Raw genomic sequence first — 26,373 nt, forward strand, 5'->3', positions numbered from 1 at the left:
GGCGGTGCAGGCACGAATGAGGATCGTAGTGCCCGGTCACGCGGTGCCGGTCATGCGGTGCCGGTCGGATGGGCCGGTCGGATGGGCCGGTCGGATGGGCCGGTCGATCAGATGGGCACGGGCAGCGGGCGACCGGCGATCACCAGCGCGACGTCTTCCGACTCCCGGGCGAGCCGCTGGTTGAGGCGGCCCAGCTCGTCGCGGAACAGGCGTCCTGCGGCGGTGGCCGGGATCACCCCGAGCCCGACCTCGTCGCTCACCGCGACCACCCGGGCGCGGGTGCGCCGCCAGGCCGCCACCAGTTCGTCGCACCGCTCCGCCACCCTGGTCCGTGCCAGGTCAGAATCCCAGCCGGGATCCCGATCGCGGTCTCGGGGCCAGGCACGGCACTCGTCGAACACGGCGGCCAGCCAGGTGCCGATGCCGTCGATCAGCAGGGTACGCCCGGGGGTGTCCGTCCGGGTGAGGACGGCGGCGAGGTCGATGGTCTCGAGGGTGCGCCAGTGGTGGGGGCGACGATCCCGGTGCAGCTTCACCCTGGCCAGCCACGCGGGGTCGTCGCCCGGGGCGGGGCCGGTGGCGACGTACGTCACATCGGGGTCGGCGGCCACCCGTAACTCGGCCTCCTCCGACTTGCCCGAGCGGGCGCCGCCGAGCAGCAGCGTACGCCGGGCCGGGCCCGGTGGCGACGGGTCGCCATGGGGGTGCCGGGCCGCGATGTCCCGGGTGTCCAGGACGGTCCCGTCCGGTACGGCCTCCGCCCGCCAGTGGACGAGCCTGCGGGCCAACTCGTCCTCGGAGGGGATCCGGTCGTCGAGGTGCACGGCGACGACCCGCGTCCCGGGCGTGACCCGGCCGCGGCGGCGCAGATCACCCAGGCGCTCCGGCCGGTCCAGCAGGTCGATCAGCACGAGGTCGAAGGGCTCACGCGGGCGCGGCCCGGCGTCGTCCTCGTCGTACTCATCGTGGTGGAGATCGTCCCGGCACGGGGTGTAGAGCACCCGGCTTCCGTCCGGACCGGTGATCTCATAGCCGTCGGGGGTGCGTACGAGGAGACGCCCGCCCGGCGGAACACCGAAGTGCGCCGCGTCGCCGGTCCGCGGCGTGAGCCGTACGATCCCGTCGATCACGATCGACGTCGGCCCGCGGTGACCGGAGGAGAGGCGGCCGCAGGAGGCGCAGCCGCAGCCGGGCGCCGGCCAGCCCCGCGGACCCCCGGTCCCCTCCAGACGGATCTCCACGCGGGTGCTCCTTCACATAGGGTTTGCAGGACGTGCTCGACTGGTTCGGCGGGAAGGGGCGGATGGGCATGACATGGCGCTGGCGATACGAGGACGCGAACGGCGCCGAGCTGACGGACCGATCGCTGCCGCGTGAGATCTTCACCAGTCAGTCGGACGCCGAGTCGTGGCTGGGGGAGTCGTGGCGTGACCTGCTCGACGCCGGGGTCGAGCAGGTCACACTCCTGGAGGACGACCGCGTCGAGTACGCCGGGATGTCGCTCCGCCCCGCCTGACGGCGCCGTCAGGGACGCTTGCCGGGGCTGACGGTCTTGGCCGGGTCCCGCTCGACCACGTCGCCGAGCACGTCGTCGATCCTGCGCATGGTCTCGTCGTCGAGCTTGACGCCGGAGGCCTTAACGTTGTCGCGCACCTGCTCGGGCCGGGAGGCGCCGACGATGGCCGACGACACGTTGGGGTTGCGCAGCACCCAGGCCACCGCGAGCTGGGCCATGGTGAGCCCGAGGTCCGCCGCGATCGGCTTGAGCTCCTGCACCCGGCGCAGCAGCTCGTCGCCCATCATCCGCTCGATGAAACCGGATCCGGTCGGGTCGGCGGCCCGCGAACCGGCGGGCACCGGCTGCCCGGGCAGATACTTGCCGGTGAGCACGCCCTGCGCGATGGGCGACCAGACGATCTGGCCCAGGCCCTCCTTCTCGCACAGCGGGACGATCTCGGCCTCGATGACCCGCCACAGCATCGAGTACTGCGGCTGGTTGGACACGAGCCGGTCGAAGCCCATCTCGTCGGCGATCTTCAGCGCCCGTTCGATCTGGGCGGCCGTCCACTCGCTGACTCCGACGTACAGCACCTTGCCCTGCCGTACGAGATCGTCGAAGGCGCGGAGCGTCTCCTCCAGCGGCGTCTCCACATCGAAGCGATGGGCCTGATAGAGGTCGACGTAGTCGGTCTGCAGACGGCGCAGCGAGCCGTTGATCGACTCCATGATGTGCTTGCGGGACAGACCTCGGTCGTTCCTGCCGCTGCCGGTCGGCCAGTAGACCTTGGTGAAGATCTCCAGTGACTCGCGGCGCACGCCCTGCAGTGCCCGTCCGAGCACCTCCTCGGCCCGCGTCCCCGCGTAGACGTCGGCCGTGTCGAACGTCGTGATCCCCTCGTCGAGGGCCGCGTGCACGCAGGCGCGGGCCGCGTCCTCCTCGACCTGGGAGCCGTGGGTGATCCAGTTTCCGTAGCTGATCTCGCTGACCATGAGGCCGCTGCGGCCGAGATGGCGGAATTCCATGCCCCTGACATTAGTGGGACGCCACAGGCGTCCCACATACGCGCACGGGTGTCCGCACCGGCCGGGGGCGGCTCAGTTCTTGGGCGGGATCGGCACGCCGCCGGGGAGCAGGGTCGGCTTCGGGAAGCGCAGCCTGCGGATCTGGGTCGACCGCATCGCCGCGTAGAAGCCCACGCCGCGGAGGTTCTCGTCCGGGAACTTCTCGGCGACCTCCTTCTTCACCCGGCGGGCGACGTAGATCGCGCTGCCGAGCACGAACACCATCACCACGGGCAGGGAGAGCGTGTAGATGAGCAGCACGACGCTCTGGATCGCCGGCCCGGCGGGCACCATCGACAGCAGCATGATGATGAAGACGACGGGCAGGAAATACTGTCCGGGCAGGCGCCGGGAGTCCACCCAGTCGCGGGCGAACTTCCGTACCGGGCCGCGGTCGCGCGCCGGAAGGGCCCGCTCGTCGCCGCGCAGCAGCATCTCCCGGTGCTTGGCGCGCAGCGCCCTGTCGCGCTCCCGCTGCATCCGGTAGGCCTCCTTGCGGTTGGCCGGCGCGGTGACGGGTGAGCGGCGGCGGCCCTGCGCCTCGCTCCGCTTCGGGGTGGGACGGCCCTTGCCCGGAGTCTGATGAGGCTTAGGATCCTCTACAGGGGCAGAGGAGTCGTCAGCGGAGGTCTGGGTACGACGTCGGAACACGGCGTCCAGCCTACCGGGAGTGCAACTTAGTGACGCCCTCGCGCGTTATGCGTAGGGTGAACCCAGGCGGATTCGCCATGCATGACGTTGAGAAGGGGACGGCCGACGCGCATGAGCGTGATGAAGAGACTTTCCATGATCTTTAAGTCCAAGGCCAACAAGGCCTTGGACAAGATGGAGGATCCACGGGAGACGCTGGACTACTCCTACCAGCGGCAGCTCGAGTTGCTGCAGAAGGTCCGCCGAGGTGTCGCCGACGTGGCGACCAGCCGCAAGCGGGTCGAACTGCAGATCAACCAGCTTGAGGGCCAGGCCGCCAAGCTGGAGAACCAGAGCCGGCAGGCGCTCTCCGCCGGGCGGGAGGACCTGGCGCGCGAGGCGCTCACCCGACGCAACGGCCTGAACGCGCAGATCGCCGATCTCCGTCTCCAGCACGGCAACCTCCAGGGCGAGGAGGAGAAGCTCACCCTCGCCAGCCAGCGGCTGCAGGCGAAGGTGGACTCCTTCCGTACGAAGAAGGAGACCATCAAGGCCACCTACACGGCCGCCGAGGCGCAGACGCGGATCAACGAGGCGTTCTCCGGCATCTCCGAGGAGATGGGCGACGTCGGCCTGGCCATCCAGCGTGCCGAGGACAAGACCGCGCAGATGCAGGCGCGCGCCGGCGCGATCGACGAGCTGCTGGCGAGCGGCGCCCTCGACGACTTCACCGGCCAGCGCGACGACATCCAGGCCGAGCTGGACCGCATGGGCGCGGGCAGCGACGTGGAACTGGAGATCGCCAGGATGAAGGCCGAGATCGGTCAGGGCCCCGCGCCGCAGGGCGCGATCGAGGCCGGCCAGCCGGGCCGTCAGGCGGGGCAGCCCGCGCAGCAGACCCAGCAGCTGCGTCAGCCGGGGGAGGGCCTGTGATCGTCAGAATCATGGGAGAGGGCCAGGTCGAGATCGCCCAGGCCGACATCGACGTGCTCAACGAACTCGACAGCGAGCTCGAGGCCGCCATCGAGTCCGATGACGAGAACGTTTTCCGGGTCAAGCTGCACGCGCTGCTGGACAAGGTCCGGCAGGTGGGCAAGGCGCTGCCGGTGGATTCGCTCGAGCCGTCCGAGCTGATCCTGCCGCCCGCCGACGCCTCGATCGAGGAGGTGCGGGAGATGCTCGGCGACACCGGGCTCATCCCTGGATGATGTCTGCGACGCGATTCGCCCCCGACCGCGGTCTGACCGTACGGATGACCGTGACGATGTTCCTGCTCGGGCTGGTCTACGTGGCGTTCATGGCAGCGCTGGTGGCCCTCGGCGTGCGGGCGATCGCCGTCCTGTTGATCGCCGCGGGTCTCCTGCTGGTGCAGTTCCTCCTGTCCGACAAGATCGCGCTCTTCGCGATGCACGGACGCGAGGTCTCCCCGCAGGAGGCTCCTGAACTGCACGGGATCGTCGACCGGCTCAGCGCGATGGCGGGGATGCCCAAGCCCCGGGTGGCGATCGCGAACACCGACATGCCCAACGCTTTCGCGACCGGGCGCAACCAGAAGAACTCGGTGGTGTGCGTGACCACGGGCATGCTGCGCAGGCTGGACGCCCGGGAGCTGGAGGGCGTGATCGCGCACGAGATGTCGCACGTCGCGCACCGTGACGTCGCCGTCATGACGATCGCGTCGTTCCTCGGCATCGTCGCGGGCCTGATGACCAGGTTCGCGCTGTACACGGGCCTCGGGGGAGGCCGGCGCGGCAACAGCGGGCCGCCGATCGGGGCGATCATCTTCCTCGTCTCCGCTCTGGTGTACGCGGTGAGCTTCCTGCTGACGAGGGCGCTGTCGCGCTATCGGGAGCTCGCGGCCGACCGCGCCGCCGCACTGCTCACGCAGCAGCCCTCCGCGCTGGCGAGCGCGCTGACCAAGATCAGTGGAGAGATCGCCAGGATCCCGACGAGGGACCTGCGCGAGGCCCAGCCGTTCAACGCGTTCTTCTTCGCCCCGGCCATCTCCGGGCAGAGCATCGCCTCGCTGCTGTCGACGCACCCGCCGCTGGAGCGTCGCCTGGACCAGCTCGCCCGGATCTCTGCCGCCCTGGGCCGCTGATCGGTAGGCGCCATGGGATGGTTCGACGCACTGCTGGGGAGATCGAAGCCGGCGAAGCCCGATCTCGACGCGCTGTTCGCGCTGCCCGCCGCCGCCGTCACGCTCGAGGCGGCCACCGGCTTCACCCCCGTCGGCATCGGCTCGGTCTCCTTCCGTGCCGCGGAGGGCGGCGCGTTCAGCCGGTTGGAGCAGGAGGTCCAGGCGCTGCTCGGCAGGTCCGAGATGACGCGCGACTCCTACGGCTACACCTGGATCGTGGTGCGCCACGCGGACGTCTCCGCACTCGTCACCGACCTCCACGCGGTCAATTCGTCGCTGGAGTCCGCCGGGTTCGGCCCGTCGCTGCTGTGCTCGCTGGTGACCTTCGCCGACCCGTCCGGCCGGCGGCTCGCGATCGTCTACCTCTACAAGCGGGGCACGTTCTACCCCTTCGCCCCGGCGGGGGGCACCCGCCGGGACAACGCTCTGGAACTCCAGGTGCGCGGGGTCCTCACGGACGAGCTGAAGATCGAGCCGGACCTCGCGAGCTGGTTCCCCGTCTGGGAGGCCCCGGGGCTGTGACCGCCGGGGCGAGGACCGTCCACGAAGCCCGCCGGAGCGGGCTCCCGGACGTCACAAGGCCTGTGATCACCGCCGGCTAGGGCAGCGCCAGCATGCGGTCGAGGGCGACCTTGGCCCAGTGGGCGGTGTCGGGGTCGACGGTGATCTGGTTGACCAGCTCGCCGGCGGCCAGCGACTCCAGCGCCCAGACCAGGTGCGGCAGGTCGATCCGGTTCATCGTCGAGCAGTAGCACACGGTCCGGTCGAGGAAGGCGACGCTCTTGTCGGGGAACATCCCGGCGAGCCGCTTGACCAGGTTCAGCTCGGTGCCCACAGCCCAGGACGAGCCGGCCGGCGCCTCGGAGATCGTGCGGATGATGTACTCGGTGGACCCGACGTAGTCGGCCTTGGTGACGACCTCGTGCCGGCACTCGGGGTGGACGAGCACGTTGACGCCGGGGACGCGGGCGCGCATGTCGTCCACGGCCTCGGGGGTGAACCGGCCGTGGACCGAGCAGTGCCCCCGCCACAGGATCATCTTCGCGTTCCTGAGCTGCTCGGCGGTGAGCCCGCCGTCGGGACGGTGCGGGTTGTAGACCACGCAGTCGTCCAGCGACAGCCCCAGCTCCAGCACCGCGGTGTTGCGCCCCAGGTGCTGATCGGGCAGGAACAGGACCTGCTGCCCCTGCTCGAAGGCCCAGGTGAGCGCCCGCTTGGCGTTGGAGGACGTGCACACGGCGCCGCCGTTGCGTCCGCAGAACGCCTTGATGTCGGCGCTGGAGTTCATGTAGGTGATCGGTACGACCCGGTCGGCGATGCCGGCGTCCTCCAGGACCTCCCAGCACTCCTCGACCTGGTCGAAGGAGGCCATGTCGGCCATCGAGCAACCGGCGGCGAGGTCCGGGAGCACGACCTTCTGCGAGTCGGCGGTCAGGATGTCGGCGGACTCGGCCATGAAGTGGACGCCGCAGAACACGATGTACTCGGCCCCCGGCCGGGCGGCGGCCTCGCGGGCGAGCTTGAACGAGTCGCCGGTGACATCGGCGAACTGGATGACCTCGTCGCGCTGATAGTGGTGACCGAGTACGAACAGCCGGTCGCCGAGCCGCTCCTTGGCGACACGGGCGCGTTCCACCAGCGCCGGGTCGGACGCCGGCGGAAGCTCGCCGGGACAGTCGACCCCGCGCTCGCTGTGCGGATCGGCGTCGCGGCCAAGGACGAACAGCGGAAGACCGGACTCAGTGATCGTCACGACCACACCCCCTCGGGGACTTATCGTATAAGTGACGATTAATCATCGCATACCTTACCGACGTGTCCGCGACCGCCGTACCTTCGACGTGGAATGTGTGGCGGGCGGCCCGTGTTGGTAGCGTCTAGTGGAACCGAATCAGACGACCGCTCCGGGTGGGCGGTTGGCGCAGACCGCGGGAGTCAGCACATGACGGTTGAGAGCAGCGAGACCACGCAGCAGGGCCTGATCCTGACTGACGCGGCCGCCGCCAAGGTCAAGAGCCTGCTGGAGCAGCAGGGAGAGGAGGGGCTGCAGCTGCGCGTCGCCGTGCAGCCCGGTGGCTGCTCCGGCCTGCGCTACCAGCTCTTCTTCGACGACCGCTCGATGGACGGCGACATCGTGTCGTCCTTCGACGGGGTGAACGTCGTGACCGACAGGATGAGCGCGCCGTACCTGGTGGGTGCCAGCATCGACTTCGTCGACAGCATCGAGAAGCAGGGCTTCACGATCGACAACCCCAACGCGACGGGTTCGTGCGCCTGCGGCGACTCGTTCAACTAGCGCCCTCTCCGGAGCCCGATCAAGCAGGGGTTTCTCCGGAGGCCGCCGCGCCCCGTACGGATCATCCGTACGGGGCGCGGTCGTGCCGGAGACGGTACGCTCGACAGGCTGGGCGATCTCGTTTCCCCGCCCGTGTCCCTTCCGTGCCCAGATGCTGACAACGAGGAGAAAACCCCGTGCGCATCGCCGTCACCGGTTCCATCGCGACCGACCATCTGATGACCTTCCCCGGCCGCTTCGGCGACCAGCTCATCGCCGAACAGCTCGACCGGGTGTCACTGTCGTTCCTCGTCGACGATCTGCAGATCAGGCGCGGCGGATGCGCGGCCAACATCGCCTTCGGGATGGGCTGCCTCGGGCTTTCCCCCATCCTCGTCGGCGCCGTCGGCACCGACTTCGCCGACTACCGGTCCTGGCTGGAGCGGCACGGCGTCGACTGCGGCTCGGTCCACGTCTCCGAGCTGCACCACACGGCCAGGTTCCTGTGCACCACCGACGAGGAGCACAACCAGATCGCGTCGTTCTACACCGGGGCGATGGCCGAGGCGCGCGAGATCGAGCTGGGCCCGATCGCGCAGCGGGTCGGCGGGCTCGACCTGGTCCTGGTGAGTCCCAACGACCCGGACGCGATGCTGCGGCACACCGAGGAGGCACGCGACCGGAGCATTCCGTTCGCCGCCGACCCGTCCCAGCAGCTCGCCCGGATGCCCGGCGAGGAGATCCGCCGGCTCATCGAGGGCGCGGCCTACCTGTTCAGCAACGACTACGAACTCGGGCTGATCGAGCAGAAGACCGGGTGGTCGGACGAGGAGATCCTGGAGCGGGTGGACGTCCGCATCACCACCCTCGGGCCCAAGGGGGCCAGGATCGACCGGAAGGGCGAGCCGACGCTGCACATCCCGCCCGCGCCCGAACTGGGCAAGGCCGACCCGACCGGCGTCGGCGACGCGTTCCGGGCCGGTTTCCTGGCCGGTGTGGCCTGGGGGCTGCCGCTCGAGCGCTGCGGCCAGATCGGCAACCTGACCGCCACGCACGTGCTGGAGCGGGTCGGCTGCCAGGAGTACGAGCTGGGGCAGCGGGTCTTCCTCGACCGGTTCGCCGTGTCGTACGGCCAGGCCGCCGCCGACGAGGTCGCCGGGCACGTGCGGTGCCACTACTCCTGACGGCCTTTTCCCGATGGCCTGCTTCTGACGGCCTGTTCGTGACCGTCGCGGTACGTGGACGCGGTCAGTAGTTGCGGCGCACGTGGATCGACCAGCCGCCCTGCGGCAACTCGTGGCTGGCCACGTGCTCGTGCGACTTGAGCCTGCACCACGCGGGGATGTCGGTGCACGCGGCGGGATCGTCGGCCAGCACGGCGATCACGTCGCGCATCGCCACCTCGTTGATCCGCTCGGCGAGCATGATGATCGGGATCGGGCACTTGCGGCCGAGCGCGTCGATCGTCAGCGCGGGCTCGCCCGCGCCGTCCTTCCCGGCGCCGGTGTCGGCGGTCCCTCCGGCCAGGTCCCGCGTGTCCCCGCCGCGCGCACCGCCGGTCCGTCTCCGCCACATCACTGGACTCCCAAGCTCGCCCGGATCCGCCGCACCACGTCGGGAAGCACGGCGAGGAACCGGTCGACGTCGCCGTCGGTCACGCCACGGGGCAGCGATACCCGGACATTCCCGTGGGTAAGCACGCCCATCGCCTCCAGAACATGTGATGGCCGAAGCGTACTCGCCGTACAGGAGCTCCCGGACGAGACGGCGAAGCCCGCCCGGTCGAGCTCGGTCAGCAGCGCCTCGCCCTCCACGTAGAGGCAGGAGAACGTGACGATGTGCGGCAGGCGCCGCACTGGGTCGCCGATGACCTCCACGTCCGGCACCAGACGCGGCACCTCGGCGCGGATCCGGTCGACCAGGGCCGACATCCGCGGGCCCTGCGCCGCCTCCTCCGCCACCCGGGCGCGCAGCGCGGCGGCGGCCGCCACGACGGCGGGCACGTTCTCGAAGCCGGGCACCCGCCGGCGCTCCCGCTCGTCCTGCGGGTACGGCGACCGCCAGCGCGTGCCCTTGCGTATCGCCAGCACCCCGACGCCGGCCGGGCCGCCCCACTTGTGCGCGCTCGCGGTCAGGATCGACCAGCCGTCGGGGACGGGCAGGCGGCCCGCCGACTGGGCCGCGTCGACCAGGAGCGGCACGCCCGCCGCCAGACAGGCCTGCGCCGCCTCGGCCACCGGCTGCAGGGTCCCGACCTCGTGGTTGGCCGTCTGCAGGCAGGCCAGCGCCGTACCGGGCCGGGAGACCGCCGCCGCGAAGGCGGCGGCGTCCACGCGGCCCGTGCGGTCGACGCCCACGGTCTCGACGGTCCCGCCGTCGTGTTCGTGGACCTCGGCGGCGTGCAGGACGCTGGAGTGCTCGACGGCGCCGGTCACCAGATGCCGGCCGGTCCGCCGTCTGCCCCGGAGCGCGCCCAGGACGCCGAGATGGACCGCCTGGGTGCCGGAGGAGGTGAACGACACCTCGTCGGGCCGGGCGCCGAGGAGTTCGGCTACCTCCGCCCTCGCCTGCTCCAGTAACATCTGGGCACGACGTGCCGTGCCGTACAGGCGAGCGGGATCGGCCCAACCGGCGTCGAGCGCGGTCAGCAGGGCGTCACGGGCCGCGGGATGGAGAGGTTCGGTCGAAGCCGCATCCAGATAAGGCACAGTTAGGACATTAACGGGGGCTGCTCAGAGGGGCGTGGCCGGTCCGCGCTAATGTGTCCCCCAAGCGTGAACTCAACGAAGTAAAGGGGCACACCGGCGAGAATCTCCTGCTGGTGACACCCGGTGGTCAATTGGAAAACCGCCCAGGAGAGGACCTCTTGGGCTTCATCTGTGGGGTAGGCGATCCGTGAGTCCGACCCGCCGTACGACACGGCGACCGTGGACGCGCCGCCGGTTGCCCGGCGCCGCCGCAGTGGCGCTGCTGGTGGCGTCCGCGACGGCGTGCAGCAACGAGGCGATCGATCAATGGTCCCGTGGGGGCATGCCGGAAAGCATCACCAAGCAGGCTGAGATCACTCAGACGCTCTGGAACGGCGGCTGGATCGCGGCACTCGCCACCGGGGTCGTCGTCTGGGGCCTGATCCTGTGGGCCTGCGTGTTCCACCGCAAGAAGAAGAACTCGACCGAGGCGCTGCCGCCGCAGGTGCGGTACAACCTGCCGATCGAGATCCTCTACACGGTCGTTCCCGTGATCATGGTCTCGGTCTTCTTCTACTTCACCGCCCGGGACCAGACCGAGATCACCAAGGTCTCGAACACGGCCCCGGTCAAGGTGCTCGTCGAGGGCTACCAGTGGAGCTGGCGCTTCACCACCGAGTACCAGGGGCAGAAGGTGGTCACCGCGGGCGTCCCGGTCGACCTGAGCAAGCAGAGCAAGGAAGACCCGCAGGGCCCGCAGCTCGTGCTTCCGGTCAACAGCCAGGTCCACTTCGACCTGCACTCGCCGGACGTCATCCACTCGTTCTGGGTGCCGGAGTTCCTCTTCAAGCTGGACGTGTTCCCCGGGAACGTGCGTAACCAGTTCGAGATCACGACGCTCGATCGGACGGGCGTCTTCTTCGGCCGCTGCGCCGAGCTCTGCGGTGTCGACCACAGCAGGATGCTGTTCTCCGTGAAGCTCGTGCCGCAGGCCGAGTTCGACCAGTACATCAAGAGCCAGGCGGGGAGTGCGCAGTGACCGCCATCCAGCAACCGCCCGTCGTTACCGCGCGGCCCTACCGCAAGGGCTCGGTCATCGCCAAGTGGCTGTCGTCGACGGACCACAAGGTGATCGGGCACCTCTATCTGATCACGTCGTTCGTCTTCTTCCTGATCGGCGGCGTGATGGCGCTGGTCATGCGGGCCGAGCTCACCCAGCCGGGCCTGCAGTTCGTGACGAACGAACAGTTCAACCAGCTGTTCACCATGCACGGCACGATCATGCTGCTGATGTTCGCGACGCCGCTGTTCGCCGGCTTCGCCAACGAGCTGATGCCGCTGCAGATCGGCGCGCCCGACGTGGCGTTCCCGCGGCTGAACATGGTGAGCTACTGGCTCTACCTGTTCGGCAGCACGATCGCGGTCTCCGGGTTCTTCACCCCGGGCGGCGCCGCTTCGTTCGGCTGGACGGCGTACGCGCCGCTGTCCGACGCGATCAGCTCCCCGGGCCTCGGCGGCGACCTGTGGCTGATGGGCCTGGCGATGTCCGGTCTCGGCACGATCCTCGGCGCCGTGAACTTCATCACCACGATCATCACGATGCGTGCCCCGGGCATGACGATGTTCCGGATGCCGATCTTCACGTGGAACATCCTGCTCACCAGCATCCTGGTGCTGCTGGCCTTCCCGGTGCTCGCAGCGGCGCTGCTCGCGCTGGAGGCCGACCGCAAGCTCGGCACCCAGATCTTCGCCTCGTCGGCCGGCGGACCGATGCTGTTCCAGCACCTGTTCTGGTTCTTCGGCCACCCCGAGGTCTACATCATCGCGCTGCCGTTCTTCGGCATCATCACCGAGGTGCTGCCGGTGTTCAGCCGTAAGCCGGTCTTCGGCTACATCGGCCTGGTCGGCGCGACCATCGCGATCGCCGGCCTGTCGATCACGGTCTGGGCGCACCACATGTTCGCCACCGGCCAGGTGCTGCTGCCGTTCTTCTCATTCATGACGTTCCTCATCGCGGTGCCGACCGGGGTGAAGTTCTTCAACTGGGTCGGCACGATGTGGCGCGGCCATCTGTCGTTCGAGTCGCCGATGCTGTTCTCGGTCGGCTTCCTGGTGACGTTCCTGTTCGGCGGACTGACCGGCGTCATCCTGGCGTCGCCCCCGCTGGACTTCCACATCACCGACACCTACTTCGTCGTGGCCCACTTCCACTACGTGGTCTTCGGCACCGTGGTGTTCGCGATGTTCGCGGGCTTCTACTTCTGGTGGCCCAAGTTCACCGGCAAGATGCTCAACGACCGGATCGGCAAGCTCCACTTCTGGACGCTGTTCTTCGGCTTCCACCTCACCTTCCTGGTGCAGCACTGGCTGGGCGTCATCGGCTTCCCGCGCCGGTACGCCGACTACTCGCCGGTGGACGGCTTCACCGACCTCAACATGGTCTCCTCGGCCGGTGCGCTCCTGCTGGGCGCCTCCACGCTGCCGTTCCTCTACAACGTGTGGCACACCTGGAAGTACGCGCCGAAGGTCACCGTCGACGACCCGTGGGGCTACTGCGGCTCGCTCGAGTGGGCCACCTCGTGCCCGCCGCCGCGGCACAACTTCCTGTCGCTGCCGCGGATCCGGTCCGAGCGCCCCGCGTTCGACCTCAAGTATCCGCACCTCGCCGTGAAGCCCGAACTGGGCAAGGAGACCTCATGAGGATTCAGGCGTGGATGTTCACGCTCGTCGGTGTCTTCTTCGCCGCCATGACCGCGGTCTACTGGCTGTGGTCCAAGGAACCGGCCGGCACCACCGCGCTGGCGATCTCCTGCGGCATGGGCCTGATGATCGGCTACTACCTGCTGTTCACCACCCGGCGGATCGGTGACCAGCCGGAGGACAACAAGGAGGCCGAGATCAGCGACGGCGCGGGGGAGCTCGGCTTCTTCAGCCCGCACAGCTGGTGGCCGCTGTTCCTGTGCATGTCGGCGGCGCTCACGTTCTTCGGCTTCGTGATCGGCTGGTGGCTGTTCTTCATCGGCCTGTTCGCCACGCTGATGAGCATGATCGGGTTCGTGTTCCAGTACTACCGCGGCAACTTCTCGCACTGAGCCGGATCGGACAAGAACCAAGGTCGTAGCGGAAGGAAACGCCCTCGCGGCGGCGAGCACTCGGAAGATCTTCGCCGGGATTCGGTCGGCCCCCCGTGGCTCGGGGGGAATAACACCCGAAACCGAACCGGCGGAGGGGGACCGACGTGCGAACTGCTGCGGGGGCGTTGGCTTTGCTGGTGCTGCTGACCGGATGTTCGGGCACGTCGGAGGACGGCGACGAGGCACCCAAGGCCGCGGTGAACATCTTCCCGATCGACGGGGCCAGGGAGCTGCCTCCCGAGCAGCCCATCATGGTGGGAGCCGCCGGGGGAAAGCTGAAAAGCGTCACCGTAGAGGCCGCTGGACGGCCCGTGGCGGGTTTCTACAGCGCGGACCGCACACGGTGGCACAGCGAGCGTCCGATGGCCCCTGGCGTCTCCTACCGGGTCCACGCGGTCGTCAGCGGCCCGGGTGGAGCCTCGGCCGAGCGGACCAGCCGGTTCTCCACGAAAGCGGCCGGCAAGAGCTTCGGCATCAAGACCCTGCTCCCGAACAAGGAGACCGGCCTCACGGTGGGCGTGGGCATGCCGATCATGATCACCTTCGATCAGCCGGTCACCGACCGCGTCTCGATCGAACGCAGCCTCGTCGTCCAGGCCTCCAAGCCGATCACGGGCGCCTGGCACTGGCTCGACAAGAATCGCGTGGTCTTCCGGCCCAAGGAGTACTGGCCCGCCTACACCAAGGTGCGTCTCATCGCGCGTCTGGCGGGCGTTCGCGGCGCCGACGGCATGTACGGCAAGCAGGACTACACGAGGGATTTCCAGATCGGGAGGTCGCAGATCAGCGTCGCCGACACCCAGAGCCACCACATGCAGATCCGGCGTGACGGCAAGCTCATCAGGAACTTCCCGATCAGCGCGGGGCGCGGCGGCGTCATGCGGCACTACACGACGAACGGGATCCACGTCGCGATGTCCCGTGAGCCGGTCACCGTGATGACCTCACCGGACGCCGGTCCCGGCCAGGCCGGCTACTACCAGACCACCACCTACAGCAACGTGCGGTTCTCCGACACGGGGGAGTACGTCCACGGGGCGCCCTGGTCGGTCGGCGACCAGGGCAGCGCCAACGTGAGTCACGGCTGTGTGAATCTCAGCCCGACCAACGCCAAGTGGTTCATGAACAACACCCTGCTCGGCGATCCGATCATCGTCACCGGCTCGCCGCGGCAGGTCGACCCGACCAACGGCTGGAGCTACTGGGAGAACTCGTGGCAGCAGTGGCTCAAGGCGAGCCGCCTGCGCGCCGACACCGCCGCCTCCCTGTAGGACCTCGTCGTGGTGGGCACCCGTACCGGTGTGACCGCTCAGGCGGCGGGTGACCGGCTGGCCTCGACCCACCGGTCCAGCGTGGCCGCCGCCCGGCCGGAGTCGACCGCCTCGGCCGCACGCGCGTACGCCGCGCCCATGTCGGCGACCAGGTCGGCGCAGTCGGTCTCGCCGAGCGCGATGTCGAGGGCGACCAGCGTGGCGGCCGCGTTGACCAGCACCGCGTCGCGGACCGGGCCGATCTTCCCGTTCACCAGGTCTCGTACGGCTCCCGCGTTGAACTCGACGTCGCCGCCGCGCAGATCCTCCGGCCGCGATCGGGGGACCCCGATGTCGGCGGGGTCGAAGCGGACCTGCGTGGCGCTGCCGTCGCGGACGACGAAGACCGTGGACGGCACGGCCGTCGACAGCTCGTCGAGGCCGTCCTCGCCGCGGAAGACCAGCGCCGCGACGCCGCGCTCGGCGAACACCCCGGCCACCACCGGCAGCATGCGCGCGTCGTAGACGCCGATGGCCTGCGCGGCGGGCCGGGCCGGGTTGGTCAGCGGGCCGAGGAAGTTGAAGAAGGTCGGCACGCCGATCTCCTTGCGCGCCGGTCCGGCGAACCGCAGCGCGGGGTGGTAGACCTGCGCGAAGCAGAACGCGATGCCCGCATCCACGGCCACCTTCGCGGTGACCTGCGGCGGCAGGTCGAGGACCACGCCCAGGTGCTCCAGCACGTCGGCCGCGCCGCACAGCGAGGAGGCCGCGCGGTTGCCGTGCTTGACCACCCGCGCGCCGGCCGCGGCGGCCACCACGGCCGCCATGGTCGACACGTTGACCGTGTGGGCGCGGTCGCCGCCGGTGCCGACGACGTCGACCACCGGCCCCGGAACGGACAGCGGGGTGGCGCGGTCGAGCATGGTGCGGGCCAGGCCCGCCACCTCGGCGACCGTCTCGCCCTTGGCACGCAGCGCGACCGCGAACGCGGCGATCTGCGCCTGCGTCGCCGCACCCGACATGATCTCGTTCATGGCCCACGCCGTCTCGTCCGACGTGAGGTTCTCACCGGCGAGGAGGGCACTCAGCACGGAGGGCCAGGTGGTGCGCAGGTCCATTTCTTCCCCTTATCGGAGGCTGGGGTTGGCGGAGACGGGGGTCAGCCCCTGGCGCCGGCGAGCCTGCGCCGCATGAGGTCGGCGACGGTCTCGGCGAGGACGACGGGATCGAGCGGCTGGGCCACCACCGCGTCGGCCCCGGACCAGTTGGCCAGCCACCGGTCGTCGCGCCGGGCGATCAGCAGCACGATCGGCGGGCAGTCGTGCACCTCGTCCTTGGCCTGCCGGCAGATCCCCATGCCCCCGGCCGGGGCGGCCTCGCCGTCCAGGACGGCCACGTCGATCTCCCCGGAGTCGAGGTGCTTGACCGCGGCCGGCTGGGTCGCGCACTCGACGACCTCGGCGAGGGGCACGTCAGCGGCCGGACGCCGCCCGATGGCCAGCCGCACCTTCTCCCTGGTGCCTGCGTCGTCGCTGTAGACGAGAACCCTCATGTCACGCTCACTGTCGAATCGCGGAGTATGGTCATCTGATGCTACCGGCGCCGCGACCGGGACGCAGCGCGCCCGCGGGCATCGCCGTACCGGCCGGTGCCGTTGCCCTACCGTGCTGGTTCCCGGGGCTTGAGGTGACCCTAGTGGGGGGTCGTGGGCCGACCCGACCTGGGGAGCCGCAATAATGCTAGGCGTGGCGACAGCATCCGCAATTACTACGACGACGCGACCGCACGGGTCGAGCCGGCCGAACCTCGTTCAGGTCGGCACCATCGTGTGGTTGTCCTCCGAGCTCATGTTCTTCGCGGCGCTGTTCGCGATGTACTTCACCATCCGTTCGGTCAGCATGGGGCAGGGCCAGCCATGGCCGGAGGCTCATCTTGACGTCCCGTTCGCGACCTTCAACACGACCGTCCTGGTCCTGTCGAGTGTCACGTGTCAGCTGGGCGTGTGGGCCGTGGAGCGGGGCGACGTCAAGAAGCTCAGGCGCTGGTACATCGTGAGCTTCCTGATGGGCGCCTTCTTCATCGGCGGTCAGCTCTGGGAGTACGGGAAGCTCGCGAGTGCCGGGCATGTCCTCTCGCACACCCCGTATGACTCGGTGTTCTACCTGACCACGGGCTTCCACGGCCTGCACGTGACGGGTGGCCTGATCGCGTTCCTGTTCATCCTGGGACGCACGTACGCCGCGAAGCGCTTGACGTATGAGCAGCAGACCAGCGCCATCGTCGTGTCCTACTACTGGCACTTCGTCGACGTGGTCTGGATCGGCCTTTTCGCGACCATCTACATCATCAAATGATCGGAACGGGAATTTCGGTGAAATCCACCACCGCCCGACGGCGTCATCCCCTCGCGCGAGTCGCCGTCGTGGCGCTCGCGCTCGGTCTGCTCGGCGGGGGGTACGCCCTTGCCGCGCCGAACGGCAGCACAGCGGACGCCGCGATCGCGTCCGGCAAGGCCGACGACACGGCGCAGGGCAAGAGCCTCTTCGTGGCCCACTGTGCGAGCTGCCACGGCATGAACGCCGAGGGCACCGACAAGGCTCCCACGCTGATCGGCGTCGGTGCCGCGGCCGTGGACTTCCAGGTCAGCAGCGGCCGCATGCCGATGGGCGACGCCGGCCCGCAGGCCCTGCGCAAGCCGCGTCCGGAGTGGGCGACCGACGAGGCGATCAGCCAGCTCGCGGCCTACGTCCAGTCGCTGGGCGGCGGCCCGACCATCCCGACGGCCGACCAGGTCGACCCGGCCCAGGGGGACCCGGCCAAGGGGGGTGAGCTGTTCCGGGCGAACTGCATCCAGTGCCACAACTTCACCGGTTCCGGCGGCGCCCTGACGTACGGCAAGCACGCGCCGACGCTGAACCCGGCGACTCCGACCGAGATCTACGAGGCGATGATCACCGGCCCGCAGGCGATGCCGGTCTTCAACGACACGACGATCAGCCCGGAGCAGAAGCGGGACATGATCGCCTACATCACGCACGTGCGGAAGCAGGTCGACCCGGGCGGCTCCGGCCTCATGCGGATCGGTCCCGTCACCGAGGGACTCGTGGCGTGGATCGCCGGCATCGGTCTCCTCTCCCTCGCGGCCATCTGGATCACCGCTAAGAGACGGCGGGTGAAGGCATGACGGACAACAACATCGAGCGGCCGGAGGGCCGGGTGGTCCCGGCGCGCGTCGTCGGCACGCCGCCCGCCGCCGGGCCGAGCCTCGGAGAAGAACCGGTGCACGCGCCCCCGGGGGACCCGGGGGTCGTGGAACAGGACCCGGCGGCCGCTCGCCGGGCCGAGCGCGTGGTCGCGCTGCTGTTCACGATCACGTTCCTGGCCGGCGCGGGATTCATCGCCTCCTATGTGACGTTCCAGGTCGGCGACATCGACAGCACCGCCACGTCGAACTTCGCGCTCGGCGGCACGCTCACCCTGGCGCTGCTCTCGCTGGCGATCGGCATCACGGTCTGGGTCCGCCAGATCATGCCGAAGTACAACCTGGTCCAGGAGCGCCACGCGATGGTCTCCGACCCGGAGACCCGCGAGTACGTCAAGGAGACGTTCCTCCAGGGCGCGAACGAGAGCGGCTTCGTCAAGCACGGGCTGCTGCGCCGTACGCTCCTGCTGGCGGCGGCGCCGCTGGGCCTGGCCCCGCTGGTGCTGCTCAAGGACCTCGGCCCGCTGCCGGGCACGGTGCTGCGCCGCACTGTGTGGGGCGAGCCCACCAAGGACGGCAAGCCGCGCAAGCTCGTGGTCGAGGGCACCGGCCAGCCGATCCGCGCCGCCGATTTCAACTCGCCGGGCGGCATCCTCTCGGTGGTCCCCGAGGGCTACGAGCACGACTTGAACGCGCTGGCCAAGGCCACGCTGATCCTGCTCAAGCTCCGTCCCGAGGAGTTCAAGTCGGGCACGAACCTGAACTGGACGCACGACGGCATCGTGGCCTACTCGAAGATCTGCACCCATGTGGGCTGCCCCGCCGCGCTGTACGAGCAGACGACCCACCACATTCTCTGCCCGTGCCACCAGTCGACGTTCGACGCGGCCGACGGCGCCAAGGTCATCTTCGGCCCCGCCGCCCGGCCGCTGCCGCAGCTCCCCATCGGGATCGACGACGAGGGCTACCTCATCGCCAAGTCCGACTTCCACGTCCCCGTCGGCCCCAGCTTCTGGGAGCGCGGCGACGCCGAGGCGGAAGCAAGGGAGACCAAGTCATGAACGCTCCTCCCAAGGCCATCGCCGGAACCTCGACGTTCCTCGACGAGCGCCTGGGCGCGGGCAGCTTCCTCAAGCGCAACCTGAGGAAGATCTTCCCCGACCACTGGTCCTTCCTGCTCGGGGAGATCGCGCTCTACTCGTTCATCATCCTGCTGCTGACCGGGACGTTCCTGACGTTCTGGTTCAAGCCGGGTATGGGGCACACCACCTACCTCGGCAGCTACGCCCCGTTGTACGGCGTGCAGATGTCGGAGGCCTACGCCTCGACGCTGCACATCACGTTCGACGTCCGGGGCGGTCTGCTGATCAGGCAGATGCACCACTGGGCCGCGCTGCTGTTCGTGGCCGGGATGATGGTGCACATGCTCCGGGTGTTCTTCACCGGCGCGTACCGCAAGCCGCGTGAGCTGAACTGGCTCATCGGCGTGCTCCTGCTGTCGCTGGCGCTGGTGGAGGGCCTCACCGGCTACTCCCTCCCCGACGACCTGCTCTCCGGCGCGGGTCTGCGGATCACCCAGGGTGTCGCCCTGTCGATCCCGATCGTGGGCACCTACATCTCGTTCTTCCTGTTCGGCGGCGAGTATCCGGGCCACGACGTGATCTCACGCTTCTATTCGCTGCACATCCTGCTCATCCCGGGCATCCTGCTCGCGCTGATCTCCGCCCACATGATCCTCATGTGGGTGCAGAAGCACACCCAGATGCCGGGCAAGGGCCGGACCGAGAGCAACGTCGTGGGCGCCCCCTTCTACCCGGCGTTCATGGCCAAGGCCGGGGCGTTCTTCCTGTTCACCTTCGGGGTGATCGCCCTGCTGGGAACGTTCGCCCAGATCAACCCGGTCTGGTTGTACGGTCCCTACACACCGGCGGACATCTCGGCGGGATCGCAGCCCGACTTCTACATGGGCTTCCTCGAAGGCTCGCTGCGGCTCATGCCCGCATGGGAGTTCAACCTCTTCGGGTATACGTTCGCCATGAGCGTGCTGATACCGGCGCTCGTCCCACTGGGCATCGTCATGACGGGTCTGGCGCTGTATCCGTTCCTGGAACAGTGGGTGACCGGCGACCGCCGCGAGCACCACGTCTGCGACCGGCCGCGCAACAACCCGCACCGCACCGCGATCGGCATGGCGGGCATCACGTTCTACGGCGTCCTGTGGCTGCTGGGCGCCAACGACGAGATCTCGTCCACCTTCCACATCAGCCTGTACACGACGACGATCCTCGGGCGGATCGCCATCTTCGTCGGCCCGGCGATCGCGTACTTCGTCGCCTACCGGATCTGCATCGGCCTGCAGCGCAAGGACGCCGAGGTGCTGTCGCACGGCGTGGAGTCCGGCGTGATCAAGCGGATGCCGAACGGGCAGTACATCGAGGTCCACACGCCTCCGGCGGAGGACATCGCGGCGCACATCCGCGGGAAGAAGGAGATCCCGATCATCGAGGGCGGCGTCGACGGCGAGGAGGTCCCGCCGAAGGGCCTGCGCAGCGGCGTCGGCAGGCTCCGCGCCAAGATGAGCAAGGCGTACGGCACCGACCACGTCCCCTTCCACGAGGAGGAAGTGGAGGAGCACGCCGCGGTCGGCGCGGGCGAGCACAAGCAGCTCCACTGAGCGACCGAACCGTACGGCCCGGGCAGGGGATCTCGTCCCCGCCCGGGCCGTAGGCATGCCGTCATGGTTCCGTGCGGTGCGGCGGCTCAGTCGGAGGCGTCGAGGCCGATGGAGAAGGCGGCGTCCAGGTCGTGCCGGGAGTAGGCGCGGAAGGCGATGTGCGTCTCGGTGTGGCGTACGCCGGGCACCTTGTTCAGGCGGCCGGGCACGACCTCGGCCACCTCGTCGTAGCGCTGGACCCGGACCATGGCCAGCAGGTCGAACTCACCGGTGATGGAGTACACCTCGCTGACGCCGTCCAGCTCTGCGATGGCCGAGGCGACCTCGGGAATCCGGTCGACATCCGCCTTGATGTGGACGATCGCGGTGACCATTCGGTTCTCTCCTGCTTTTCCGTGCCGGTGTTCTTCCTGCCGGTGAAGGCGCATCCGACACTACCGGTGGAACCGGTTCATGAGCACGGCCGGTGGAACCGGTTCGTGAGCACGGCCGGTGGAACGGGTTCGTGAGCACGGCCGGTGGAACCGGTTCATGAGCACGGCCGGTGGAACCGGCTCAGGAGCACGACCGCTCGATCCGCTCGACGAAGCGGGCAGCGCCGTACGCGGGCAGGCACCACTCGCCGTCGACCCGGACCAGGCGCACGCCGGGGGAGTCGAGCCAGCGCAGCAGGCACTCGGTCTCCTCGGCGACCGCGGCGGGGGTGGGCCCCGGGCCGGGCGCCACGGTCTCGGCGGTGGCGACCAGCGCGTCCACGTAGGGCGTCGGGTGGGCGCCGCGCGGCATCACGCCGGCCGCGGCGAGCCTGCCGTACCGGATGACGTGGATGTCCCACCCGCCGTCGAAGGCGGGAGAGGCGGCCACCATCTGCCGGATCGTGGTGAGCGACCGCAGGCGCTGCATGCGGGCCGCCGCCCGCAGGTAGGCGGAGAGCCGGTCGCGTTCCGCCGCGGCCTCCTCGTACCGCTGCTCGGCCGCGAGGTGCCGCATCCGCTCCTCGATCGCGGAGAAGACGACCTGCGGGTCGTGCTCCATGGCATGCCTGGCGGCGCTGACATGGCGGGCGTAGGCCTCCTGGCTCTCCCTGCCGTCGCAGGGTGCGCCGCAGCGCCCGATCTCGGCCAGCACGCAGGCGCTGCGGCGGACGCGCGTGGACAGGCGCTGGGTGCACCGCCGCAGCGGCAGCGCCTCGTGCATGGCGGCGCGGGCGTCGTCGGCCGAGCGGGTGCTGCCGAAGGGGCCCAGGTACGCCGCGCCGTCGTCCTTCAGTTCGCGGACGATGCTCAGCCTCGGGAACGGCTCGTCGGTCAGCTTGAGCCAGACCACCCGCTCGGGATTGCGCGACCGCCGGTTGTAGCGCGGTTTGGTCGACCCGATCAGCCTGAGCTCGCGGATCTCGGCCTCCAGGGAGGTGGCGCACACGATCGTGCGGACGCGTTCGGCGATGCCGACCATCTCCCGGATCCGCGGACGCGTCTCGCCCGCCGTGAAGTAGCTGCGTACACGGTTGCGCAGGTGGGTGCTCTTGCCGATGTAGAGCGCCTCGCCCTTGGCGTCCTCGAAGACGTACACGCCGGGGACGCCGGGGACGCCCTCGGCCAGGTGCCGCTTGCGCCGCTGCTCGGGCGTCGGGGTCCGGGAATAGCCGCGCAGTTCCTCCAGCGTCTGCACGCCCAGCGAGCCGACCCGCGCGATCAGGCCGTGCAGGACGTCGACGGTCGCCCGGGCGTCGGCCAGCGCCCGGTGGCACGGCTCGCTGGGGCTGCGGAAGAACCGGGCCAGCGTGGCCAGCTTGCAGTTGGGGGTCTCGTCGCGGGTGAGCACGCGCCGGGCGAGGTCGACGGTGTCGACGACCGGGTTGGCCGGCGGGGGGTAGCCGCCGGCCGCGCAGGCGGCCCGGATGAACGACATGTCGAAGGGCGCGTTGTGCGCGACCAGGGTCGTCCCGGCGATGAACTCCAGGAAGCTCGGGAGCACCTCGGGGAACTTCGGCGCGGCGACGACCATCGCGTCGGTGATGCCGGTGAGCACCGAGATGAACGGCGGGATGGGGCCGCCGGGGTCGACCAGCGTGGCGAACTCGCCCAGCACCTCGCCGCCGCGCACCTTGACCGCGCCGATTTCGGTGACCGCGTGCTCGGCGGCGGATCCGCCCGTGGTCTCCAGGTCGAAGACGACGAACGTCACCTCGCGCAGGGGAGTGCCGAGATCGTCGATGGTGCCCTGTACCGCGTCCACGCCATGACGATAGAGACCCGGACCGACATTCGTCTCTCCCGTCTCACTGACCGCGGAACGGCCACCGGCGTGGCAGCCGTACCCTTGGAAAAAGGACACGATGAGGAGCGACGAGATGAGTTCAGCCGGGGAAGGCCTGTCTCGTCCGTTGCCAGAGCGGGTCCGGTTACACGTCGTGGAGGTCGCGGCGCAGGTGCTGGGCACGATGCCGGCGGCCGCCGTACCATCGCCGCTGCGCGGCATCGCGAGGTTCGAGCCGCGTAAGCGTGCCCGCCTCGGCGCCGCGCCGATCGCCGCCCAGTTGGAGTCCGACAAGGAGTTCCGCGAGCTGGTGGCCGAGGCGGTCGAGACGGCCTGGCCCGAGCTGGTGGCGGGCCTCGCCGAGGGCACCGTGCCTCCGGCGGCCGATCCGGTGCTGGTGGCGGCGGCGGCGTATCTGACCCGTCCGCCGGGCTGGCCGGACCTGGTGGAACAGGCGCGGGCGGAGCTCGAGCGGGCGGCCTCGCTCGGCAACCAGCGCGAGCAGGCCGAGACCCGGCTGCGCGAGCAGCTGGCCGCGCAGCGTGCCGCCGCCAAGGAGGAGGTCGAGCGGGTCCGCGAGCAGCTCAAGACGTTGCGCGCGGAGAACGCCGATCTGCGGCGCAAGCTGCACGACGCGAGGGAGCGGCTCAGGGCGGCGGAGGCGAGGGCGGCCGAGTCCGCGGCGGAGGCGGCCGAGGCCAGGGCCAGGGCCGCCGAGGTGAGCGGCACCAGCGAGACCGAGATGCGCAGGCTCAAGGAGCGTCTGGCGGACGCCGAGCGGCAGCGGGAGGCCTCCCGACGCGCGGCCAGGGAGGGCCGCAGTGTGGAGGACGTCCGCATCCGGGTGCTCCTCGACGCGCTTCAGGGGACGGTGGCGGGGTTGCGCAAGGAGCTCGCCCTGCCCACGACCATCAGCAGGCCGGCCGACTCCGTGGCGGCGGTGGCCCCGGATTCGCCGGGTGTGACCGCGGTCCCCGCCAGGGCGCTCGCCGACGACGACCCCCAGCTGCTGGACCAGCTTCTCGCGATCCCCCACCTGCATCTGATCGTCGACGGATACAACGTGACCAAGACGGGCTATCCGTCGCTCACGCTGGCCGACCAGCGGACCCGGCTCCTCACCGGACTCGGCGGCCTGGCCGTACAGTCCCGTGTGGAGGTGACCTGCGTCTTCGACGGCGCCGAGCTGGACGGTCCGGTCCACGTCTCTGCGCCGCGCGGGGTGCGGGTGAGGTTCAGCGCGCCGGGGGAGATCGCCGACGACCTGATCAGGCAGCTGGTGCGCGCCGAGCCGAAGGGCCGGTCGATGGCGGTGGTCTCGTCGGACCGGGAGGTGGCCGACTCCGTGCGCAGGATGGGGGCCAGGCCGGTGCCCGCGCTGCTGCTGCTCCGCCGCCTCGGCCGGGGCTGAAGAGGCGGGAGGGGCTGCCCGGACAGCCGGGGCCGGGCCGTGCTCGAGGCCGGCCAGGTTGAAGCTTGAAGATCGCATGAGTAGAGTCGCGCCAGGCTTGGGACGATCTCGAGGGGGCCTTGGTGCGAGGGCGCTTACCGGTGGCCGCCGGCATGGCCGCCGTGCTTTTGCTGCTGCCGAACATGGACGCGCAGGCGGATCCGAGACCGACCGTGGCTCAGGCCAAAGCGAAGTTGAAGCAGCTGAACGAGCAGGCCGACAAGCTCGTAGACCGTTACAACGCGGCCAACGAGAAGTGGAAGAAGGCCAAGAAGCAGTACGACGCGGTCAACGACGACTATCGCAAGCACGCCAAGCGGGTCGAGGAGCTGCGCGAGGGGGTCGTCTCCATCGCGGTGAACGACTACCAGTTCGGCGACCTGGCGTGGAACGGCGTCCTCTACGGCACCGACCCGGAGGCGGCCCTCAGCGGCATGGCCGCACTCGACCAGCTCTCCCAGGAGCGCGCCCGCAAGCTCGAGGCGTACGAGGGCGCCATCTCGGGGCTCAAGCAGCGACGGGACAGGAAGAAGTCGGCCTACGACTCCGCCGTGAAGGTCAAGGGCGACCTCGCCAAGGAGAAGGATGAGGTCGAAAAGCTCGTCAAGCGGCAGATGGCACTGCTGCGCGAACTCGGTGCGTTCAACCCCGGCAACCCGAACAGCGCGGGAGCCGTCTACACCGGGCCGGCGTCGGGCAACGCGCTCACCGCGCTGCAGTTCGCCTACAAGCAGATCGGCAAGCCCTACCGGTACGGCGGGACGGGACCGAGCGGCTGGGACTGCTCAGGGCTCGTTCAGGCGGCCTGGGCGGCGGCCGGGGTGCGGCTGCCCCGGACGAGCTATGAGCAGTGGGCGTGGGGCGCCGGCCGGCGGGTGTCCCTGAACGAGTTGCAGGCCGGTGACCTGCTCTGGCACTCGGGCTACGGACACGTCGGGATCTATGACGGGGCCGGCAAGGTGGTCCACGCTCCCCAGACGGGAGATGTGGTGAAAGTCACCCCACTTGCCCAATATCGCCCGATTGGTGCGGTACGCCCCTGAGGTCGCTTTTTGATCTCTTTGTGCTAAATGTGAGCAGCATCATATTTAGGTGAATTTCGTCCGGGTATCCTGCGGTTTTTACCTTACCCGGAGCTTAAACGATCTCCTTCTCCTTGGGGTGGCCTTTGCCGTTCGGTGGCGCGTCCGGATAGCTTCTGGGCCTGCGGCGAGCACCGGACCACCGGTCTCGTCCCGCATCCAATCGGTGATCTGCCGAGTCCGTGCAGTCAGGAGGCACGGAGCCGGGGAACCAACGACCCTCGCATTCAGGGGTCAGGGGTGAATCGGCGCGCCGGGAGCGTTCCAAAACGCTGCCACCCGGGTGCCGTAGGGCGACTTCCCCGCCCGAACCCGTCAGCTAACCCGGTAGGCGCGAGCGGAAGACCCTAGGAGAGATCCTGTCTACCACCCCCGCGAATCTGTCCCATCGTGCCCGTCTCGTCCTCGGTGGCGTCGTGCTGACGTCCTCCCTCGGGGCCATCGCCGCACCGGCGTCGGCGGACGACTCGGTGACCGTGACCGTCACCAAGGCGAACCCGGCGGTCGGACGGGCCGCCTCGGCCGACGACCCCGCGGCGAAGAAGACGTCGGATAAGACGAGCACGGAGAAGACGAGCACGGATAAGACGAGCACGGAGAAGAAGGAGGCGAAGCCGAGCCGGGCCGAGCGTCAGCAGGCCAAGGCCAAGCAGGCCGTCAAGGTCGCCAAAAGGCATATCGGCGCCCCCTACCGCTGGGGCGCCACCGGACCGCGAGCGTTCGACTGCTCCGGCCTCGTCCAGTTCGCCTGGCGCAAGGCGGGAGTACGCCTCCCGCGCACCACGTGGTCGATGCTCGGCGCGGTGCGCAAGAAGGTCGCCTGGCGGAACCTCAAGGCCGGTGACCTCGTCTTCACCAGCGGCGGCGGTCACGTGGGCATGTACATCGGGCGCGGCAGGATCGTCCACGCGCCGCACAGCGGCACCCGGGTGAGGATCGACAAGCTCGACGCCTACCGCAAGCGCACCTTCGTGGGAGCCGTACGACCCGGGGTCTGACGTCACCGCTGCCGCCGCGCGGCCCCCGTA

At 69.5% G+C, this 26,373-nt stretch carries 28 protein-coding genes and 1 riboswitch; of the genes, 18 read left to right on the forward strand and 10 right to left on the reverse strand.

The features are described from left to right. Positions 1-107: 107 nt before the first annotated feature. The gene (locus AP234_RS23225) at positions 108-1,241 is read right to left on the reverse strand and encodes a bifunctional adenosylcobinamide kinase/adenosylcobinamide-phosphate guanylyltransferase (protein WP_055481817.1); all 1,134 of its coding nucleotides are present in this window, start codon (positions 1,239-1,241) and stop codon (positions 108-110) included. A gap of 32 nt (positions 1,242-1,273) precedes the next feature. Between AP234_RS23225 and AP234_RS23230 the strand changes: the two genes are divergently transcribed. Then, complete coding sequence (locus AP234_RS23230; RefSeq protein ID WP_431999009.1) at positions 1,274-1,516, forward strand: hypothetical protein; 243 nt, start codon at positions 1,274-1,276, stop codon at positions 1,514-1,516. Between the two features lie 8 nt (positions 1,517-1,524). Here the strand turns inward: AP234_RS23230 and AP234_RS23235 are convergent, their stop codons facing one another. Then, complete coding sequence (locus AP234_RS23235; protein WP_055481818.1) at positions 1,525-2,523, reverse strand: aldo/keto reductase family protein; 999 nt, start codon at positions 2,521-2,523, stop codon at positions 1,525-1,527. A 72-nt stretch (positions 2,524-2,595) separates the two neighbouring features. Further along, positions 2,596-3,213, reverse strand: a complete 618-nt coding sequence (locus AP234_RS23240) for a DUF3043 domain-containing protein (RefSeq protein ID WP_055481819.1) — start codon at positions 3,211-3,213, stop codon at positions 2,596-2,598. 111 nt (positions 3,214-3,324) lie between these two features. On the opposite strand from AP234_RS23240, the gene AP234_RS23245 reads away from it, so the two are divergent. The 4 genes from AP234_RS23245 to pspAB are packed head-to-tail and all read left to right on the forward strand — an operon-like array spanning position 3,325 to position 5,854. Beyond that, positions 3,325-4,125 carry a PspA/IM30 family protein gene (locus AP234_RS23245; RefSeq protein ID WP_083502356.1) on the forward strand — a complete coding sequence of 267 codons (801 nt, stop codon included), beginning with the start codon at positions 3,325-3,327 and terminating at the stop codon, positions 4,123-4,125. After that, positions 4,122-4,400, forward strand: a complete 279-nt coding sequence (pspAA, locus tag AP234_RS23250) for a PspA-associated protein PspAA (RefSeq protein ID WP_055481820.1) — start codon at positions 4,122-4,124, stop codon at positions 4,398-4,400. The genes AP234_RS23245 and pspAA overlap by 4 nt, the downstream gene beginning before the upstream one ends. After that, positions 4,400-5,293, forward strand: a complete 894-nt coding sequence (htpX, locus tag AP234_RS23255; protein WP_055481821.1) for a zinc metalloprotease HtpX — start codon at positions 4,400-4,402, stop codon at positions 5,291-5,293. The genes pspAA and htpX overlap by 1 nt, the downstream gene beginning before the upstream one ends. Positions 5,294-5,305: 12 nt before the next feature. Continuing rightward, a complete protein-coding gene (gene pspAB, locus AP234_RS23260; protein WP_055481822.1) occupies positions 5,306-5,854 on the forward strand; it encodes a PspA-associated protein PspAB in 549 nt (182 codons plus the stop codon). A gap of 76 nt (positions 5,855-5,930) precedes the next feature. On the opposite strand, the gene nadA is transcribed toward pspAB, so the two are convergent. Beyond that, the gene (nadA, locus tag AP234_RS23265) at positions 5,931-7,085 is read right to left on the reverse strand and encodes a quinolinate synthase NadA (protein WP_200926668.1); all 1,155 of its coding nucleotides are present in this window, start codon (positions 7,083-7,085) and stop codon (positions 5,931-5,933) included. 189 nt (positions 7,086-7,274) lie between these two features. Between nadA and erpA the strand changes: the two genes are divergently transcribed. Continuing rightward, positions 7,275-7,628: an iron-sulfur cluster insertion protein ErpA gene (gene erpA / locus AP234_RS23270; RefSeq protein WP_055481824.1), complete on the forward strand. Its 354-nt coding sequence runs from the start codon at positions 7,275-7,277 to the stop codon at positions 7,626-7,628. A 176-nt stretch (positions 7,629-7,804) separates the two neighbouring features. Continuing rightward, on the forward strand, positions 7,805-8,791 hold the full coding sequence (locus tag AP234_RS23275) for a carbohydrate kinase family protein (RefSeq protein ID WP_055481825.1): 987 nt from the start codon (positions 7,805-7,807) through the stop codon (positions 8,789-8,791). 64 nt (positions 8,792-8,855) lie between these two features. On the opposite strand, the gene AP234_RS23280 is transcribed toward AP234_RS23275, so the two are convergent. Both AP234_RS23280 and AP234_RS23285 read right to left on the reverse strand, forming a co-directional pair. Beyond that, on the reverse strand, positions 8,856-9,182 hold the full coding sequence (locus AP234_RS23280; protein WP_083502358.1) for a sulfurtransferase TusA family protein: 327 nt from the start codon (positions 9,180-9,182) through the stop codon (positions 8,856-8,858). Further along, positions 9,182-10,315 carry an aminotransferase class V-fold PLP-dependent enzyme gene (locus AP234_RS23285; protein WP_055481826.1) on the reverse strand — a complete coding sequence of 378 codons (1,134 nt, stop codon included), beginning with the start codon at positions 10,313-10,315 and terminating at the stop codon, positions 9,182-9,184. The genes AP234_RS23280 and AP234_RS23285 overlap by 1 nt, the downstream gene beginning before the upstream one ends. A 187-nt stretch (positions 10,316-10,502) precedes the next feature. Here AP234_RS23285 and ctaC point away from each other — a divergent pair, with 187 nt between their 5' ends. The 4 genes from ctaC (at position 10,503) to AP234_RS23310 (ending at position 14,699) form a co-directional block, all read left to right on the forward strand. After that, positions 10,503-11,333 (forward strand): aa3-type cytochrome oxidase subunit II, encoded by an 831-nt coding sequence (gene ctaC / locus AP234_RS23295; protein WP_055481828.1) that lies wholly within the window; start codon positions 10,503-10,505, stop codon positions 11,331-11,333. Beyond that, the gene (gene ctaD / locus AP234_RS23300; protein WP_055481829.1) at positions 11,330-12,994 is read left to right on the forward strand and encodes an aa3-type cytochrome oxidase subunit I; all 1,665 of its coding nucleotides are present in this window, start codon (positions 11,330-11,332) and stop codon (positions 12,992-12,994) included. Before ctaC ends, ctaD begins: the two co-directional genes overlap by 4 nt. Beyond that, positions 12,991-13,386 carry a cytochrome c oxidase subunit 4 gene (locus tag AP234_RS23305; protein WP_055481830.1) on the forward strand — a complete coding sequence of 132 codons (396 nt, stop codon included), beginning with the start codon at positions 12,991-12,993 and terminating at the stop codon, positions 13,384-13,386. The genes ctaD and AP234_RS23305 overlap by 4 nt, the downstream gene beginning before the upstream one ends. 146 nt (positions 13,387-13,532) lie before the next feature. After that, positions 13,533-14,699, forward strand: a complete 1,167-nt coding sequence (locus tag AP234_RS23310; RefSeq protein WP_055481831.1) for a L,D-transpeptidase family protein — start codon at positions 13,533-13,535, stop codon at positions 14,697-14,699. Between the two features lie 38 nt (positions 14,700-14,737). On the opposite strand, the gene trpD is transcribed toward AP234_RS23310, so the two are convergent. After that, the gene (gene trpD / locus AP234_RS23315) at positions 14,738-15,796 is read right to left on the reverse strand and encodes an anthranilate phosphoribosyltransferase (RefSeq protein WP_055481832.1); all 1,059 of its coding nucleotides are present in this window, start codon (positions 15,794-15,796) and stop codon (positions 14,738-14,740) included. A 41-nt stretch (positions 15,797-15,837) separates the two neighbouring features. After that, positions 15,838-16,230, reverse strand: coding sequence for a response regulator transcription factor (locus AP234_RS23320; protein ID WP_055481833.1), 393 nt, complete (start codon positions 16,228-16,230; stop codon positions 15,838-15,840). A gap of 184 nt (positions 16,231-16,414) precedes the next feature. Here AP234_RS23320 and ctaE point away from each other — a divergent pair, with 184 nt between their 5' ends. The 4 genes from ctaE to qcrB are packed head-to-tail and all read left to right on the forward strand — an operon-like array spanning position 16,415 to position 20,554. Then, entirely contained in the window at positions 16,415-17,032 is a 618-nt protein-coding gene (gene ctaE / locus AP234_RS23325; protein ID WP_055481834.1) for an aa3-type cytochrome oxidase subunit III, read from the forward strand. A 17-nt stretch (positions 17,033-17,049) separates the two neighbouring features. Next, complete coding sequence (qcrC, locus tag AP234_RS23330) at positions 17,050-17,862, forward strand: cytochrome bc1 complex diheme cytochrome c subunit (protein WP_055481835.1); 813 nt, start codon at positions 17,050-17,052, stop codon at positions 17,860-17,862. Continuing rightward, positions 17,859-18,941, forward strand: coding sequence for a cytochrome bc1 complex Rieske iron-sulfur subunit (gene qcrA / locus AP234_RS23335; RefSeq protein WP_055481836.1), 1,083 nt, complete (start codon positions 17,859-17,861; stop codon positions 18,939-18,941). The genes qcrC and qcrA overlap by 4 nt, the downstream gene beginning before the upstream one ends. Beyond that, the gene (qcrB, locus tag AP234_RS23340; protein WP_055481837.1) at positions 18,938-20,554 is read left to right on the forward strand and encodes a cytochrome bc1 complex cytochrome b subunit; all 1,617 of its coding nucleotides are present in this window, start codon (positions 18,938-18,940) and stop codon (positions 20,552-20,554) included. The genes qcrA and qcrB overlap by 4 nt, the downstream gene beginning before the upstream one ends. A gap of 86 nt (positions 20,555-20,640) precedes the next feature. On the opposite strand, the gene AP234_RS23345 is transcribed toward qcrB, so the two are convergent. Then, positions 20,641-20,928: an Lrp/AsnC family transcriptional regulator gene (locus AP234_RS23345; RefSeq protein WP_055481838.1), complete on the reverse strand. Its 288-nt coding sequence runs from the start codon at positions 20,926-20,928 to the stop codon at positions 20,641-20,643. A gap of 181 nt (positions 20,929-21,109) precedes the next feature. After that, positions 21,110-22,792, reverse strand: a complete 1,683-nt coding sequence (locus AP234_RS23350) for a DEDD exonuclease domain-containing protein (RefSeq protein ID WP_055481839.1) — start codon at positions 22,790-22,792, stop codon at positions 21,110-21,112. Between the two features lie 115 nt (positions 22,793-22,907). Here AP234_RS23350 and AP234_RS23355 point away from each other — a divergent pair, with 115 nt between their 5' ends. The 3 genes from AP234_RS23355 to AP234_RS23365 all read left to right on the forward strand — a co-directional run bounded on the left by AP234_RS23355 (position 22,908) and on the right by AP234_RS23365 (position 26,343). Further along, positions 22,908-24,224 carry an NYN domain-containing protein gene (locus AP234_RS23355; protein WP_055481899.1) on the forward strand — a complete coding sequence of 439 codons (1,317 nt, stop codon included), beginning with the start codon at positions 22,908-22,910 and terminating at the stop codon, positions 24,222-24,224. 122 nt (positions 24,225-24,346) lie between these two features. Beyond that, positions 24,347-25,306: an NlpC/P60 family protein gene (locus tag AP234_RS23360; protein WP_083502371.1), complete on the forward strand. Its 960-nt coding sequence runs from the start codon at positions 24,347-24,349 to the stop codon at positions 25,304-25,306. A 201-nt stretch (positions 25,307-25,507) separates the two neighbouring features. Next, positions 25,508-25,694, forward strand: a riboswitch (cyclic di-AMP (ydaO/yuaA leader). Between the two features lie 67 nt (positions 25,695-25,761). Beyond that, the gene (locus tag AP234_RS23365; RefSeq protein ID WP_055481840.1) at positions 25,762-26,343 is read left to right on the forward strand and encodes a C40 family peptidase; all 582 of its coding nucleotides are present in this window, start codon (positions 25,762-25,764) and stop codon (positions 26,341-26,343) included. Positions 26,344-26,373: the final 30 nt, after the last annotated feature.

The organism is Sphaerimonospora mesophila, from assembly GCF_001417795.1.
In the GTDB taxonomy this organism is placed as follows: Bacteria; Actinomycetota; Actinomycetes; order Streptosporangiales; family Streptosporangiaceae; genus Sphaerimonospora; species Sphaerimonospora mesophila.

Coding starts and splice junctions, on each gene's coding strand:
- AP234_RS23235 (WP_055481818.1), bottom strand. CDS start 2,523: ATGGAATTCCGCCATCTCGGCCGCAGCGGCCTCATGGTCAGCGAGATC.
- AP234_RS23245 (WP_083502356.1), top strand. CDS start 3,325: ATGAGCGTGATGAAGAGACTTTCCATGATCTTTAAGTCCAAGGCCAAC.
- htpX (WP_055481821.1), top strand. CDS start 4,400: ATGTCTGCGACGCGATTCGCCCCCGACCGCGGTCTGACCGTACGGATG.
- pspAB (WP_055481822.1), top strand. CDS start 5,306: ATGGGATGGTTCGACGCACTGCTGGGGAGATCGAAGCCGGCGAAGCCC.
- erpA (WP_055481824.1), top strand. CDS start 7,275: ATGACGGTTGAGAGCAGCGAGACCACGCAGCAGGGCCTGATCCTGACT.
- AP234_RS23280 (WP_083502358.1), bottom strand. CDS start 9,182: ATGTGGCGGAGACGGACCGGCGGTGCGCGCGGCGGGGACACGCGGGAC.
- AP234_RS23305 (WP_055481830.1), top strand. CDS start 12,991: ATGAGGATTCAGGCGTGGATGTTCACGCTCGTCGGTGTCTTCTTCGCC.
- trpD (WP_055481832.1), bottom strand. CDS start 15,796: ATGGACCTGCGCACCACCTGGCCCTCCGTGCTGAGTGCCCTCCTCGCC.
- AP234_RS23320 (WP_055481833.1), bottom strand. CDS start 16,230: ATGAGGGTTCTCGTCTACAGCGACGACGCAGGCACCAGGGAGAAGGTG.
- ctaE (WP_055481834.1), top strand. CDS start 16,415: ATGCTAGGCGTGGCGACAGCATCCGCAATTACTACGACGACGCGACCG.
- qcrA (WP_055481836.1), top strand. CDS start 17,859: ATGACGGACAACAACATCGAGCGGCCGGAGGGCCGGGTGGTCCCGGCG.
- qcrB (WP_055481837.1), top strand. CDS start 18,938: ATGAACGCTCCTCCCAAGGCCATCGCCGGAACCTCGACGTTCCTCGAC.
- AP234_RS23345 (WP_055481838.1), bottom strand. CDS start 20,928: ATGGTCACCGCGATCGTCCACATCAAGGCGGATGTCGACCGGATTCCC.
- AP234_RS23355 (WP_055481899.1), top strand. CDS start 22,908: ATGAGTTCAGCCGGGGAAGGCCTGTCTCGTCCGTTGCCAGAGCGGGTC.